The sequence below is a fragment of the Acinetobacter sp. CAU_H_29a_1 genome, assembly GCF_058599505.1.
The window spans coordinates 1,225,576-1,239,988 of the sequence record NZ_CM178655.1; the positions used below are offsets into that span (position 1 = coordinate 1,225,576).

11 protein-coding genes and 6 tRNA genes are annotated in these 14,413 nt (G+C 41.2%); 11 read left to right on the top strand and 6 right to left on the bottom strand.

Features of this window, described 5'->3' with window-relative positions; genetic code table 11:
* The first annotated feature begins 73 nt into the window (after window positions 1–73).
* The 8 genes from AC4MDD_RS06125 to AC4MDD_RS06160 all read left to right on the top strand — a co-directional run bounded on the left by AC4MDD_RS06125 (window position 74) and on the right by AC4MDD_RS06160 (window position 3,304).
* Window positions 74–1,585: a DUF3336 domain-containing protein gene (locus AC4MDD_RS06125; protein ID WP_078388965.1), complete on the top strand. Its 1,512-nt coding sequence runs from the start codon at window positions 74–76 to the stop codon at window positions 1,583–1,585.
* Entirely contained in the window at window positions 1,560–2,384 is an 825-nt protein-coding gene (locus AC4MDD_RS06130; RefSeq protein WP_419380797.1) for a serine/threonine protein kinase, read from the top strand. Before AC4MDD_RS06125 ends, AC4MDD_RS06130 begins: the two co-directional genes overlap by 26 nt.
* A gap of 107 nt (window positions 2,385–2,491) precedes the next feature.
* Window positions 2,492–2,576, top strand: a tRNA-Leu gene (locus AC4MDD_RS06135).
* 35 nt (window positions 2,577–2,611) lie between these two features.
* Window positions 2,612–2,685, top strand: a tRNA-Trp gene (locus tag AC4MDD_RS06140).
* Window positions 2,686–2,718: 33 nt separating this feature from the next.
* Window positions 2,719–2,803: transfer RNA gene (locus AC4MDD_RS06145), tRNA-Leu, on the top strand.
* Window positions 2,804–2,992: 189 nt separating this feature from the next.
* Window positions 2,993–3,077, top strand: a tRNA-Leu gene (locus AC4MDD_RS06150).
* Between the two features lie 35 nt (window positions 3,078–3,112).
* Window positions 3,113–3,186 (top strand) — tRNA-Trp (locus tag AC4MDD_RS06155).
* 33 nt (window positions 3,187–3,219) lie between these two features.
* Window positions 3,220–3,304: transfer RNA gene (locus AC4MDD_RS06160), tRNA-Leu, on the top strand.
* Between the two features lie 129 nt (window positions 3,305–3,433).
* On the opposite strand, the gene AC4MDD_RS06165 is transcribed toward AC4MDD_RS06160, so the two are convergent.
* The 3 genes from AC4MDD_RS06165 to ahpC all read right to left on the bottom strand — a co-directional run bounded on the left by AC4MDD_RS06165 (window position 3,434) and on the right by ahpC (window position 5,627).
* Window positions 3,434–3,637 carry a hypothetical protein gene (locus AC4MDD_RS06165; RefSeq protein WP_004696295.1) on the bottom strand — a complete coding sequence of 68 codons (204 nt, stop codon included), beginning with the start codon at window positions 3,635–3,637 and terminating at the stop codon, window positions 3,434–3,436.
* 490 nt (window positions 3,638–4,127) lie between these two features.
* Window positions 4,128–4,859 (bottom strand): hydroxyacylglutathione hydrolase, encoded by a 732-nt coding sequence (gloB, locus tag AC4MDD_RS06170; protein WP_419380798.1) that lies wholly within the window; start codon window positions 4,857–4,859, stop codon window positions 4,128–4,130.
* Window positions 4,860–5,063: 204 nt separating this feature from the next.
* Complete coding sequence (gene ahpC / locus AC4MDD_RS06175) at window positions 5,064–5,627, bottom strand: alkyl hydroperoxide reductase subunit C (protein WP_004982189.1); 564 nt, start codon at window positions 5,625–5,627, stop codon at window positions 5,064–5,066.
* A gap of 344 nt (window positions 5,628–5,971) precedes the next feature.
* Between ahpC and hrpA the strand changes: the two genes are divergently transcribed.
* The 3 genes from hrpA to AC4MDD_RS06190 are packed head-to-tail and all read left to right on the top strand — an operon-like array spanning window position 5,972 to window position 11,833.
* Entirely contained in the window at window positions 5,972–9,910 is a 3,939-nt protein-coding gene (hrpA, locus tag AC4MDD_RS06180) for an ATP-dependent RNA helicase HrpA (protein ID WP_419380822.1), read from the top strand.
* A 30-nt stretch (window positions 9,911–9,940) separates the two neighbouring features.
* A complete protein-coding gene (locus AC4MDD_RS06185) occupies window positions 9,941–11,053 on the top strand; it encodes a beta-ketoacyl-ACP synthase III (RefSeq protein ID WP_004696303.1) in 1,113 nt (370 codons plus the stop codon).
* A gap of 6 nt (window positions 11,054–11,059) precedes the next feature.
* A complete protein-coding gene (locus tag AC4MDD_RS06190; RefSeq protein WP_078389230.1) occupies window positions 11,060–11,833 on the top strand; it encodes a 1-acyl-sn-glycerol-3-phosphate acyltransferase in 774 nt (257 codons plus the stop codon).
* 23 nt (window positions 11,834–11,856) lie between these two features.
* Here the strand turns inward: AC4MDD_RS06190 and AC4MDD_RS06195 are convergent, their stop codons facing one another.
* The 3 genes from AC4MDD_RS06195 to AC4MDD_RS06205 all read right to left on the bottom strand — a co-directional run bounded on the left by AC4MDD_RS06195 (window position 11,857) and on the right by AC4MDD_RS06205 (window position 13,992).
* Complete coding sequence (locus tag AC4MDD_RS06195) at window positions 11,857–12,135, bottom strand: hypothetical protein (protein WP_004696307.1); 279 nt, start codon at window positions 12,133–12,135, stop codon at window positions 11,857–11,859.
* A gap of 270 nt (window positions 12,136–12,405) precedes the next feature.
* Window positions 12,406–13,401, bottom strand: coding sequence for an ABC transporter substrate-binding protein (locus AC4MDD_RS06200; protein WP_419380799.1), 996 nt, complete (start codon window positions 13,399–13,401; stop codon window positions 12,406–12,408).
* Window positions 13,402–13,404: 3 nt separating this feature from the next.
* Window positions 13,405–13,992 (bottom strand): ANTAR domain-containing response regulator, encoded by a 588-nt coding sequence (locus AC4MDD_RS06205; RefSeq protein WP_004982170.1) that lies wholly within the window; start codon window positions 13,990–13,992, stop codon window positions 13,405–13,407.
* Window positions 13,993–14,413: the final 421 nt, after the last annotated feature.

Here is a 14,413-nt window from a genome sequence, read left to right on the forward strand (position 1 = left end):
ATAGTCAGTTAGACTGACGGTTGAACATGTCAGTGAAATTTTAGGAAAACAAAAAAAGTGGGTGAGTATGAATATGTTGTTTAAAGATTTCACACGGGAAATCAACCCGCACCAAGCCTATCGAATCAAAAAACTGAAAAACCAATTGGCTCAGGCAGAGAACTATACTGAGTGGAAAAGCATTGCACTTAGAATTGATGAAGAGTCAGGGGCGCAAGAGTGGAAGTATGACAACTGTTCATCTTATTTCGATGCAGAAGTGATTACCCATCGTTTGGGTTTGTTGAAGCGTTATCGCCAACAAAAGCGTACGACCGATTTAATGTACCTACTACGTGAAGGTCTGAGTTATGACATTGCCAATATTGCTCACCCCATGCTGTTTACTGCAACCTATGTCGGCACCAAGAAAATTATTGAAGACTATATTGAAGAAGTTAGTCGAGGTTTAGCATTTGTAGCATCTACGGATTGCCAGTGTTTGGATAAACAGCAAAAAATTGAATTTTTTCAGCACTGTCAAAAAGCTTTTGGGCAACCAGCCATGATGTTTTCAGGCGGTGCAACATTAGGACTGTTTCATACAGGTGTGTGCAAGGCTTTGCTTGAGCAAGACCTGATGCCGAAAGTGCTGTCTGGTTCAAGTGCTGGCGCCATTATGACAGCGATGCTGGGGCGAGCAACGCCTGCAGAAATGCTGAGCATCTTAAATGGTGAAAACTTTTTCACCGATGCTTTTCAATTTCGAGGCTTTCGTGAGGTCTTAAAGGGCAATGGTGGTTTAGCGGATGTAAAGCATTTAAAAAACTTTTTAATTGCAAATTTGGGTGACGTTACCTTTGAAGAGGCATTTAAGCAGTCAGGCTTGTATAACAATGTCGCGGTTGCACCTTATGATGCCTCACAAAATCCACGCATTATGAGTACCTTTACTTCACCTGACTTATTGGTGTGGAGTGCGGTACTCGCGTCTTGTGCAGTTCCGATTCTATTTCCACCAGTCAAGCTGACTAGTAAGCGACATGATGGGTTGTATACACCTTATATGTCATCTACGCGCTGGGTTGATGGCAGTGTGCGTAGTGATTTCCCGCAGGAAAAAATGGCGCGGTTATACAACTTAAACTACACCATTGCCAGTCAAGTGAATCCGCATGTGGTGCCGTTTATGCAGTCGGACGAAGCACGGTTTCGTAAAGACATGTTGAGCTGGCCTGAGCGGATTGTACGCAGACAAGGCAAAGTGATTAGTAAAGGGGTGATGGACTTTGCCCGTGAGCGTGTGGGGATGATTCCACCGATCCGCCGTTTACTGGATCATGGTTATGGCGTGGTCGATCAGCGTTATTATGGCGATGTAAACATTGTGGGGAAATATGGCCTGCGCCATTATAGTTATATGCTGCAAAATCCAAGACCACACTTGTTTAAACTTTTACAACGTGAAGGTGAACGTGCAACTTGGCCAAAAATCTCAATGATTGAAACACATGCTCGTGTTGGGAAAACTATACAACATTGTTTAGAGGTCTTAACTGCATTGGATACGGCAGAGATGAATGAATCCGAATTCTTGGCAGTTTGATCGTCAAGAATTAAATGCTCTCGCGTTGTCGCTCCATACTCCGACTCAGCGTTTGGGTTGGGGGCGAAGGCTTTATCGCTTTGAAGTTGCAGGGCAGGGGTATTGGTTAAAGTATCAGTTTGTATCAGAACATGTGGTGCTAATTAACGGCTTTGACGCTGAACTTAGTTTTTATCAGAAAGCACTTGCAATGCTGCAACTGCCGAAGTTCTTGCCTGAAGTGCAAATCCTTGAAAATTTTGAGTTTCACTCAGAGCTGGTGAAAGCCGCACTCATCTTAAAAGATGTTCCATCATTACTTATGGCGAATCCCCATCAGTTAAGTCGAGATCATATCATTCATATCATTTTTAAAATGCTGAATGCAGTTGAAGAATTACATCAGATGGGTTGGATTCATGCTGATTTAAAAGCTTCACATTTTTTGTTAGATGGTTCTACATGTAAGTTAATTGATTTTGAGCAGAGCCAAAAAATTAGTGAAACTGGACATCAACAAACTGTAACTGCAACGCCACGCTATATGGCACCAGAGTTATTTCATGGTGAAGCAAAGACTGTACAAACCGACCTATATGCACTTGGGATCATTCTACTTGAGTGGTTGACTGATCAACGTTTGCAGGCATCATGCTACCAAGATTGGGCGTATTTACACTGTCAGTCTTTGAAGATAGCGCTTCCAGAACCTTTTCAGGGTTTTAGTCCACTATTACATGGACTTTTAGCTAAGCAAAAAAGCCAAAGATGGCAAAATACCATGGCTGCAAAACGATGCTTAATGACTGAAATTGAATGAGAAAAAGCCAAGTATAAAGTTTTTGTTTCTTATTTAATCAAATGAGTGTGTTTTTCTTAAAAATTGCTTGTCATGCGAAAATGATCCCTATAGTATACACAGCCATTGGGGACGTGGCGAAATTGGTAGACGCACTGGATTTAGGTTCCAGCGCCGCAAGGTGTGAGAGTTCGAGTCTCTCCGTCCCCACCATAAATCATTTGAATTAAGATGGTTTATAAGGCAATAGAGGATTGGTGTAATGGTAGCATGACGGTCTCCAAAACCGTTCGTCAAGGTTCGAATCCTTGATCCTCTGCCAACTTAAAGTCTAACGGAAAGTTAGCACCCTGATGGGGACGTGGCGAAATTGGTAGACGCACTGGATTTAGGTTCCAGCGCCGCAAGGTGTGAGAGTTCGAGTCTCTCCGTCCCCACCATCAGTAATGAAGCAAGGTATTAAGCCTTGCTTTTTTATTGCCTAAAATTTAGTAAAGAGCTGAATAGCCTTTTTATATAGATAGAGCATAAAAATAGATTCAACTGCCGATTTTATGACAGAAAAGCGGGTGATTGCTTATAAAAGCGCTTGTCATATAGTGTCTATCGCTATAATATACAAAGCCATTGGGGACGTGGCGAAATTGGTAGACGCACTGGATTTAGGTTCCAGCGCCGCAAGGTGTGAGAGTTCGAGTCTCTCCGTCCCCACCATAAATCATTTGAATTAAGATGGTTTATAAGGCAATAGAGGATTGGTGTAATGGTAGCATGACGGTCTCCAAAACCGTTCGTCAAGGTTCGAATCCTTGATCCTCTGCCAACTTAAAGTCTAACGGAAAGTTAGCACCCTGATGGGGACGTGGCGAAATTGGTAGACGCACTGGATTTAGGTTCCAGCGCCGCAAGGTGTGAGAGTTCGAGTCTCTCCGTCCCCACCATCAGTAATGAAGCAAGGTATTAAGCCTTGCTTTTTTATTGCCTAAAATTTAATAGATGATTCATATATAAAAAAAGCCCCTTTAAGGGGCTAAATTTTGATTCATCACGCGAAGTAAGTATGGAGCAATTTAGGCTTTCAAATGGTCTTCGAATTCTTCACCGAGCTGCATGGCCAAGTTATTGCCCGCTAGGTCGCAAGTCACCAGTCCATATTCTTTTTTAAAGCTAAAAGTAAAGCCACGGTTGTCTGCTAAGGTTTTAACTGAATAACCTAATTTCTCTAGCCAAATACGAAAGGCGATGAGGTTTTTTGCTTTCACTACTTTTTTCACGAGGATATTCCTTTTTCACTGATAAATTATTAATAGGGATATTTCACGCTTTTTTAAAGGGGATTTTTTTATATATTTTTGTTTTTGTCTCTTTTTAAAGCAATCTAAACTAAGGCGAAAACGTATAGAAAGCATAAACGATAGTTTTTCATTGTTTAAAATAATTTTATCATGATGAAAAATAATAATATTTTGAGATGAGTCTCAATACAATGGAATTATGTGCGTTCGTGATAGAGAAGTATTTTATCATAAATAGAAATGTAATGATTTTTTTCAAAGGCTGGGTCTTTTGTGACAGTATTTTCAAACAGCCTTGCTCGTGATCATTCGATTCAGGCATCGTGTGGCTTGAAACTGCATTGGTTGAAATTTTGAGAGCTCAAAGGTTAAGGGTAGAAGCCCCAACTGATCGTTTTAACTCAATAGAAGCATACATACATAATAGGAGACTGCGTTCGTTAGCAGTCTCTAGAAGGGGGGAAGCCAATTAAAATTGATCCTTCAGATCACGTAGTCTTTTAAACTCTTCCACATTTTCTGTACGTAAAAAAGGATTGGTTTCAAGTTCGATTTCAATACTGCTAGGAAGGGTACATTGACCCAAATAGCGCATGGTTTCCACACGGTCTAAGCGTTCTTGAATGGCGATATTATCTGGTTCGACATGGTTGGCAAACTTCGCGTTAGAGAGCGTGTATTCGTGCGTACAATAGACTTTGGTTTCGGCAGGCAAAGCTGCTAAACGATTGAGCGAATGGTACATCTGCTCATGTGTACCTTCAAACACTCGCCCACAGCCCATAGCAAACAGAGTGTCACCGCAAAATAAAGTCTGGATAGATTCAATAAAGTACACAATATGGCCCAGTGTGTGGCCAGGAACTGCTAAAACATCGATATGTAAATCATGAAATGAGAAATAGTCATCATCCATCAATGCATGGGTGATGAATGGAATTTTAGATAATTCCTCACGTGGCCCATACACAGGAATATTCCGACTCGCAATCAGGTCGGCGACACCGCCAATATGGTCTTTATGCCAATGAGTCAGCCAAATTTGAGCAATGCTTAAGCCATGTTCAGTGCAATAATCTTCAACTAATCCAGCCTCAGTTGGATCAACCACCACGACTTGCTTTGATGAGGTATGTTCCAGCAGCCAAATATAGTTTTGGAGTTGGTTTTTCACATCAATCATATGAACTTGATAAGTCATTTTTCTTCTTCAAAGAGCTGCATGTATTCATTCTACTGTAGCGGGTACAAGCACTGAATTCCAGTCATGAATTATGTGTAGCGCATAAAGGTTAGCTCTTTCTTATTCTATATTTTTCTCTTTCTTGTCATATTGTGCTGTTATCTTGGCCATAAAAAACCACGCTAAAAAGCGTGGTTTTTTATGTGTTCAATCTAATTTAGATTAGATTTTACCTACTAGGTCGATTGAAGGAGCAAGAGTTGCTTCGCCTTCTTTCCATTTAGCTGGGCAAACTTCACCTGGGTGAGCGTGAACGTATTGAGCTGCTTTAACTTTACGAAGTAATTCTTGAGCATCACGACCAATACCACCAGCGTTGATTTCAACGATCTGGATTTTACCTTCTGGATCGATTACGAAAGTACCACGGTCAGCAAGACCAGCAGCTTCGATTAGAACGTCGAAATTTTTAGATAGAGTCCACGTTGGGTCGCCGATTAATGGGTATTGGATTTTACCAATAACTTCAGAAGTGTCGTGCCAAGCTTTGTGAGTGAAGTGAGTGTCAGTAGAAACACCGTAGATTTCCACGCCTAATTTTTGGAATTCAGCGTAGTTGTCAGCAAGGTCACCAAGTTCAGTTGGGCAAACGAAAGTGAAGTCAGCTGGGTAGAAGAATACTACAGACCATTTACCTTTAAGATCTGCTTCAGTTACGTCAACAAATTGACCGTTGTGATATGCAGTAGCAGCGAATGGTTTTACTTCAGTATTAATCAAGCTCATCATTGTCTCCATGATTGGGGTTTGTATTTAATGTTGAATAGGGTATCGAAATTTTTGTTATTGCTGAAACAGTATTTTTACATTACAAGAATCGGAAAAACCGAATCTTACTCCAGACTATTTCAGCGAATGTGATCATTCTGTTCATTTAGCATGATAAATATGATGACCAAATGACAAAATCATCTATTCCGCAACTCGTTTACAGACATGATGTCCCTAGGCTTAAAATTCAAGGGGATATTTGAAAAAAAGTTAAAATTAAAAAATTATGCTGTACTTTCGCTTCGCTGTATTACCACGTAAACTAAGCGATTGATGTTTTTGATGTGGGTATTCTTTCTGTGCAGCGTCCTTTAAATATAGAGCAATTGGTGATGGTCAAAGACCGTCATCGTTTAAACCGACTCAAAAAAGGAAAAGATGCCAACGAAAAGCAATATCAAGCATTATTTGAACAGTCGCATTTAAAAGTTCTAGAGCGTATTGAACGCATTCCGAATATTAAACTGAATCAAGACCTGCCTGTTACGCAGTATGCAGATAAGTTAATTGATGCCATTCAAGAGCATCAAGTGATTATCGTTGCAGGGGAAACAGGTTCAGGTAAAACCACACAGCTACCGCAAATTGCGATGCTAGCAGGTCGTGGTTTAACGGGTCTGATTGGTCATACACAGCCACGTCGTTTGGCTGCGCGTAGTGTGTCCCAGCGTATTGCTGAAGAAGTTGGTGAGAAACTTGGTGAGTCGATTTCCTTTAAAGTTCGTTTTAATGAACAAGGGTCGCAGGATTCGATCATTCGTTTAATGACAGATGGTATTTTGCTGGCAGAGCTGGCCAATGACCGTTATCTCAATAAATATGACACGATTATTATCGATGAAGCGCATGAGCGGTCACTCAATATTGACTTTATCATGGGCTATCTCAAACAGCTTTTGCCTCGCCGTAAAGATTTAAAAGTCATCATCACTTCAGCAACTTTAGATGTAAACCGTTTTAGTCAGTACTTTAACAATGCGCCTATTTTTGAAGTAGAAGGTCGTAGCTTTCCAGTCGAACTACGTTATCGCCCTGTATCTGAGATGAGCATTGTCGGTAGTGATGATGATGAGTTTGATGACTTTGAAGAAAATCTACCTCGTGCTGTCGTGCAAGCTGTAGAGGAATGTTTTCGGGATGCACAAGAAAAAGGCCATCCTGAATATGCCGATACTTTAATTTTTGCCAGTACCGAACAAGAGATTCGTGAATTACAAGAAACTTTGCAAAAGCATGGGCCGCGACATACAGAAATTTTACCTTTATATGCGCGCTTGGCCTTAGCTGAACAACAAAAAATCTTTAATCCATCTGGTGGTGGGCGACGCATTATTATCGCCACCAACGTTGCAGAAACAGCGCTGACTGTACCCAATATTCGTTATGTGATTGACAGTGGTTTTGCGCGTATCTCTCGCTATAACTATCGTTCACGCGTACAGCGTTTACCGATTGAAGCAGTTTCTCAGGCCGCAGCAAATCAGCGTAAAGGTCGTTGTGGTCGTATTGCCCCAGGTGTATGTATTCGTTTGTATTCTGAGGAAGACTTTCAAAGCCGCCCTGAGTTTACTGAACCTGAAATTAAGCGAACGAACTTAGCTTCAGTGATTTTGCAGATGCAAAGTTTAGGGCTGGGTGCTTTAGAAGATTTTGATTTTATTGAGCCGCCAGATCATCGTTTAGTCAACGATGGTCGTAAGTTGTTGGTTGAACTTGGGGCAATGTCTGATAAAGGTAAAGCCCCTCTTTTGCAAAGAGGGGTTGGGGGAGATTCATCTGAAGTCAATCCCCCTCAATCCCCCTTTTCCAAAGGGGGAGGTAAAGGAGACTTAACCAAAATTGGTCAACAAATGGCCAAAATGCCAATTGATCCACGTTTGGCCCGTATGATTTTGGGTGGGGCTCATTTTGGAGTGTTGAATGAAGTCTTGGTGATTGTTGCCGCTTTGGCTGTACAAGACCCACGTGAACGCCCAGCGGATAAACAAATGCAGGCAGATCAAAAACATGCGTTGTTCCGTGAAGCCGATTCTGACTTTTTATTTTATATCAAACTTTGGGACGTACTGGTTGCCAACCGAGATATGAGTGAAAACAAACGTCGTACTTTTGCGCGTAATCATTTTTTAAGCTGGTTGCGTTTACGTGAATGGAAGAAAACTCATGAGCAATTGGTCGATTTAGCAAAAGGCTTAAAGCTGTCTTTTAATGAGAAAAAAGCCAGTTATGAAAATTTACACCGCGCGCTTTTAACAGGTTTGTTGTCTTTTATTGCCAATAAAACCGATGAACGCAATGTGTTTATGGCGGTACGTCAGCAAAAGGCCCGCATTTTTCCAGCATCTACTTTACATAAGACCAATACGCCTTGGGTCATGGCTTTTGAGATGGTAGAAACCTCACAGGTCTACATTCGTACACTGGCAAAAATTGAACCTGAGTGGATTTTGCTTGCAGCAGGTGATTTGCTGAAGCACCATTACTTTGAGCCGCACTGGTCGAAAAAAGCAGGTGTGGTCAATGCCTATGACCAAATTTCATTGTTTGGCTTAATTATTGAGCCGAAACGTCAAATCAACTATGAAAAAGTCGACCATGTTGCAGCACATGAAATTTTCCTTCGAGATGCACTGACGACAGGACATTTAGGCATTACGCCACCATTTTTAAAACACAACCTGCTTAAACTTGAAGAAGTAGAGCGGGTCGAAGATAAGCTACGCCGCCGTGATTTGGTGGTGGATGAAGAGACTATTTACCAGTTTTATGCGGCTAAAGTTCCTGAAGAGGTCGCAAGCCGTCGTAGTTTTGAAGACTGGCGCGCAACGGTTGAACCGCAAAACCCACGTTATTTATTTATCGATGATGATGCGCTATGGCTGAACGACCGTCCAACCACGCAGCAATTTCCCGATTTTTTACGCAATGGTGAACTGCGCCTTGCGGCCAGTTACCGTTTTGATCCAAGTCATGACGAAGATGGTGCAACGGTGAAAATTCCGTTGCAAGCCTTGCCTCAGGTGGATGAAAACTTGTGGTCGTGGGGCATTCCCGGCTGGCGTCAGGATTTAATGGAAGCCTTACTCAAAGCACTGCCTAAAGATAAACGTCGTCACTTGGTGCCTATCCCTGATACGGCTGCAAAGCTAATGGCGAAAGTAGATGCGATGCATTTGCAGCAGCATATTTTTAGTTTTTTAGCCTTCCAGTTACGTGGCGAACAAATCTCTGAAAAAGACTTTAGCTTTGAGCGGATTGAACAGTATTTATTGCCATTGATTAAAGTCATTGACGACAAAGGCCGTGTGATTGAACAAGGTCGTGATTTATCTGAGTTAAAAGCGCGTTGCCGAACGGAAACTCATAGTCCAGTCAAACAGCTCAAAGGTGAGTTCCAAGCTTTTCCTGAAAATTTTGTGTTTGAAGCATCACAAAAAGTGACGGGCGTGGTGGTGAAGCAGTATCAAGCTTTAGTCCCGACCAAGGCATTTGCGGCACTGGAACAAAAGGATGAGTCCGGTGTGGTGATTCAGACCTTTAATGATCAAGCTGAGGCGATTAAACAGCACCGCGAGGGTGTACTTCGTTTGGTGCATATACAACTGGGGGATTTGGTCCGTCAGTTGAAAAAGCAAATTTCCAAACCGTTGGCATTGGCGTATTCACCTTTGGGCGATAAGGCGCAGCTGGAGCAAATGTTAGTTTATGCCACACTGCAAATGTCGATCAATGAACTGCCTGTCAACGCACAAGAGTTTGAAAACTTGGTTGCAAATGTCAAAAAAACTTTTCTGACCCATGGGCAAAAAGCACTGGCAGATGTGACAGAGATCTATATTCAATGGCAGAATATACGTCGAAAACTGTTGGTCTTAGATGATGCTGTGTTTGGGAAAAATATTGATGATGTTGAAGATCAGCTAGATTTGATGTGCTTATCAAACTTTGTTTATGTGAAATCTTCCGACATTTGGCTTGAATTTCCTCGATATTTGAAAGCATTGGTCTTGCGTTTGGAGCGCCTGCCCAATAACCTACAGAGGGATAATTCTGCCATTGATCAAGTTGACCCGTGGATGGAAAAATTATTTAAGTTTAAAAATGACACTCGCCTTAAAGAATTGTATTTCATGGTTGAGGAGTTTCGGATTTCTTTATTCTCTCAACCGATGAAGACAAAGATGCCCATTTCTCCAACTCGCTTGCAAAAAGTATGGGAAAAACTTGGAATCAGTTAAGATATAGGTAATTTAAAGAAGGAGTTTTACATGGGCATCCGCATTACAGGTACGGGTCTTTATCATCCTGAAGACATCATTACCAATGAAGAGTTAGTTGAAAGTTTAAATGCTTATGTGGAACAGTATAACTTAGACAATGCTGACAAAATTGCTTCGGGCGAGTTGGAAGCCCGTCGTGGGTCAAGTGCAGAGTTTATTGAAAAAGCATCTGGTGTAAAACGTCGTTATGTGGTTGAGAAAACAGGGATCTTAGATCCGAAGCGTTTACGTCCATTGTTACATGAGCGTTCAAATGATGAACTCTCGATTCAAGCCGAATGGGGCGTGATCGCTGCAAAACAAGCGATGGAAAATGCAGGCGTAACTGCAGAAGATATCGATGTGGTAATTTTATCGTGCTCTAATTTACAGCGTGCTTATCCTGCTGTTGCAATTGAAATCCAAACAGCATTGGGTATTCAAGGCTATGCCTACGACATGAACGTAGCATGTTCGGCCGCAACCTTTGGCATTAAACAAGCGTATGATGCGATTAAAGCGGGCGGACGCCGTGTATTATTGGTGAATGTAGAAATCACCTCTGGTCATACCGACTACCGTTCACGTGATTGCCACTTTATCTTTGGTGATGTCGCAACGGCTTCAATCATTGAAGAAACCGACAGCAAAACTGGTTTTGAAATTGAAGACATTAACTTATTCACACAGTTTTCAAATAACATCCGCAATAACTTTGGTTTCCTAAACTTAAGTGAAGTCGATGCAGACATTGAAAATAATCGTTTTGCTCAAGACGGTCGTAAAGTGTTCAAAGAAGTTTGTCCACTGGTTGCCAAAATGATTACAGCGCAACTTGAGAAAAATAACATTGCACCGACTGATGTGAAGCGTTTTTGGTTACACCAAGCCAATGCCAGCATGAATGAGCTGATTTTGAAATTAGTCGTAGGCAAAGAAAATGCTCAGCCTGATTTAGTGCCAATCATTTTGGATGAATTTGCAAATACTTCTTCAGCAGGTGTCATCATTGCGTTGCATCGCACAGCAGATCAAGTCAATGACGGTGAATACGGTGTCTTGTGTTCATTTGGCGCAGGTTACTCTGTTGGTGCTGTGCTTGTGAAAAAACACGTCGCATAAGCCCGTATGTTGCAGGTTGAGCATGATGCAAAATGGATTAAACGCCTGAGTGCTTTATCCAAAGTTTATTTCACACCGACATTTATCGGTGCTGAACAGTTAGATGCATCACAACCTGCAATGTATGTAGGAAATCATTCTATGTATGGTGTGCTTGATTCACCTATGTTGATTGATTATCTCTACAATGAGCATCAAGTGGCTGTGGTCAGTATTGCTGATCATAGCCATTTTTATTTGCCACTGTGGCGCAGTGTGGTGAAAAAATTTGGTGCGGTTGATGGTGTTCCAGCCTATGTGCGTGAAGCCATGCAACAAGGCTATTCCATTTTGGTTTTTCCTGGTGGCGGACGCGAAGTTCTAAAACGTGAGGGCGAACAGTACCACCTGATTTGGAAACAGCGCTACGGCTTTTTAAAACTTGCTCAAGAATTTGGCTATGACATTGTGCCGTTTGCCGCTTTAGGCGGAGATGAAGTCTTTGATATTGGTTTTGATGCTAATAAAGTGGTTCAGCACCAATATTTTCAAAAGTTGCTACAAGTGCCGCAGTTAAGTCGCTTGCTACGTAAAGGGGAGGTGATTCCATCTTTACCGAAACATTTGATTCCGAAACGCTTGCCTTTTTATTTTAAGTTTATGCCTAGACAAAGTTTGATGCATATTGAAAACCTAGAACAGTTACAGCAGTTCCGAGACCTGATTGCAGCAGAAATTTATACTGGGCTTGCAGACTTAAGAGTATTGCGTCAACAGCAACATGGTGACCGATTTGATTGAGCATTTACAGGCGTAAACTCGGCTTAGTCTTCCTGTAAATCTTTCAACAAATGTGCAATTTTTAAAGTATGGGTCTTATTCCCTTTAACTTCCATAACCTTATTTTCCACCCACCATAAATATTCAAAAATTTCAGTTTCACTGGCTTGTTCACAAATGAACCGAAATAAACTGGGTAAGTATTCCTCATATTCATCTTGTAGTGCAGGATTACGATAGATCCGCAGCGGATCCCAGTCTTTAATCAGTATTTTGTTAATCGCATGTAATAAAGAAACATGTCGATTTTCCTCGGTAAACATAATACACCCCGCTGTCCTTGGGTTAGTTTGACGTTTAAAAAAGAAGTGGTGATGAAGATTATTTATCTATTGTTTTCATGTTTTAAAAGATCTTAACCTGCTTTTCGCATGAGTAAATAGCACGCTCAGATAAATGGAAGCTCAAGAAAAATGCCCAATAAAGTGGTAGTAAAGTTAGATCACAGATTTACTTCAAAATATTTTTCAGAATAAATGTTTCAATATAGTGCGTAATTACGGATTAAGTAACATATAGTAATAATTCAAAAATCAAGTTTTTGTTTGAATGACGCAATTTTCACTAATGCTGTGAATTTCATCACTATCTAAATTTACATCATCCCATTTTTGCATTTGCTGTGTGAGCCAAACAAAATCCGAAACTTGCGGCTGGGCTTGTTCGGGAATAAAACCACGAATAATGTTCTGAATCAGGTGATATTTTTCGACGTGAACACTTGCTGAACACGCAAAGCGAATGATGTTGTAATCGACCAAGACTTGCCAAACAGGTTCAAGATCCTGCATTTGTTTAAGTTCAACTTGTGCTTTTTGGATGGCTTGGACGAGAGCTGCAAGCGTATTGGGATTGGAAATAGCCCATTCTTGAGTCACAGCCAGTACTTTGTCTGCGACGCGAGGAATAATTTCTGAGCCAGTCGCAATGATTTGGCTATAGCCTTGAATTTCCGCTTGTGTGTTCCAAGGTTCCCCAACACAAAAACCATCGATCAATTGGTTTGAAATGGCTTCCACCATATAGGGCGGCGGTAAAGTGCGGAGATGTACGCGTTTGGCAAATTCAGGATTGGCCAACGCCAACCACTCACGTAAACAATAATGATGAATAGACTGCTTAAACACATGGGCAATCGGAAGATACTGTTCATGCTGCATGGCACTAAAGAATTTCTGTGCAGTGGTGGCTGCATCGTCAGTTTTTTTGATATCAAGCGCGTAGCATAGTTTTTGGCTTAAGCTGATAAAAGCACTGTTGTAGCTTAAGACGAGAGGGGTTTGTAGCGGAATACCGAGTTGATCTTGAGCGAGTGCAGCAGCAGGCAACATGGCAGATAAACAATGCGCGGCGTCTAGAAAACCAAAAGCCAAACGATCTCTTAAGCTTGCCCAAGACGCTTCTTTCACTAAGCTTACGTCTAAGCCTACTTCCTCAAAAAAACCGCGTTGTTTAGCCCACAGTAAAGCAACACAGTCTAAAAGTGGAATATAGCCCAGATGAAGTTGTGACTTTTCGAGTTGAGCCATGACTTAGTCCTTGAGTTGAGATTGTAAAAGCTGTTGAGCATCCAACAGACGTCTTGCCATTTCACCGATGGTCATACGGTGGCTCATGGCATTTTTACGCAGCAATTGAAAGGCATCATCTTCAGATAGTCCATGTAATTGCATCAGCAAGACTTTCGCACGCTCCACATCTTTACGATCGGCGAGTTTATTTTTGGTGTCTTGTAAGTCTGTGAGCAACTTTTTGTGTTTACGAAACTGTTCGATCGAGATTTCTAAAATATTTTCTAACTTTGAAGGATCGATCCCATCCACTATATAAGCCGTCACTCCAGCATCTATGGCACTTTTAATGGTGTCTTTATGGCTATTTTTAGTAAATAAAACAGTGGGCAGATTAAATTGGCTTACACAGCTTTCAATGATGTCACGTTGCGGATGGTCCATATCTAACAAAATGACATCCGCACTTAATTGTTCAAGGCGGCTAATATTGATGTGATCGATAATCAGGCAAGCAACTACATCGAAATCATGTTCGATGAGGGAATTTCGAATATATTGTGCGCGTTCTTGATTGTCATCAATCAATGCAATTTTCAGTTTAGGCATACTGTACAGTGCTCAGGAAAACCTGAAAATGAGATCTAAAAGTATACAAGCAATTTAAATGCCAAACTTAACAAATGCCAGCTTTATCTCGAATCAGGCAGTCAATCTTTATGGTCGCGATTACAGACAAAGTATGCATGTTGCATATGTTGTGATCGGAGTTTTCATGAAAGAGTTTACGGATATGGATTCAGTAAATTGAAGTGTTGATGTTCACAGTCGATTTGTACATCTAAGGGAGAATTTCTAGATGTCGTGCTTAGAACAAAGTAATGTCGTTTATTTGAGAAAACAGATGCTCATCGATAATGCAAAATGCACCAAGAGATAGCAGGGTTTTAAAGAGTCGGAAAAAGTAGCTATTGTGTTTTAAAAATAAAAAACGCTGCTTATACCGTAAGATAAGATTTTATTTTAAATA

Coding starts and splice junctions, on each gene's coding strand:
- AC4MDD_RS06130 (WP_419380797.1), top strand. CDS start 1,560: ATGAATCCGAATTCTTGGCAGTTTGATCGTCAAGAATTAAATGCTCTC.
- AC4MDD_RS06200 (WP_419380799.1), bottom strand. CDS start 13,401: ATGGCTCAACTCGAAAAGTCACAACTTCATCTGGGCTATATTCCACTT.
- AC4MDD_RS06195 (WP_004696307.1), bottom strand. CDS start 12,135: ATGTTTACCGAGGAAAATCGACATGTTTCTTTATTACATGCGATTAAC.
- gloB (WP_419380798.1), bottom strand. CDS start 4,859: ATGACTTATCAAGTTCATATGATTGATGTGAAAAACCAACTCCAAAAC.
- AC4MDD_RS06190 (WP_078389230.1), top strand. CDS start 11,060: ATGTTGCAGGTTGAGCATGATGCAAAATGGATTAAACGCCTGAGTGCT.
- ahpC (WP_004982189.1), bottom strand. CDS start 5,627: ATGAGCTTGATTAATACTGAAGTAAAACCATTCGCTGCTACTGCATAT.
- AC4MDD_RS06205 (WP_004982170.1), bottom strand. CDS start 13,992: ATGCCTAAACTGAAAATTGCATTGATTGATGACAATCAAGAACGCGCA.
- AC4MDD_RS06125 (WP_078388965.1), top strand. CDS start 74: ATGTTGTTTAAAGATTTCACACGGGAAATCAACCCGCACCAAGCCTAT.
- AC4MDD_RS06185 (WP_004696303.1), top strand. CDS start 9,941: ATGGGCATCCGCATTACAGGTACGGGTCTTTATCATCCTGAAGACATC.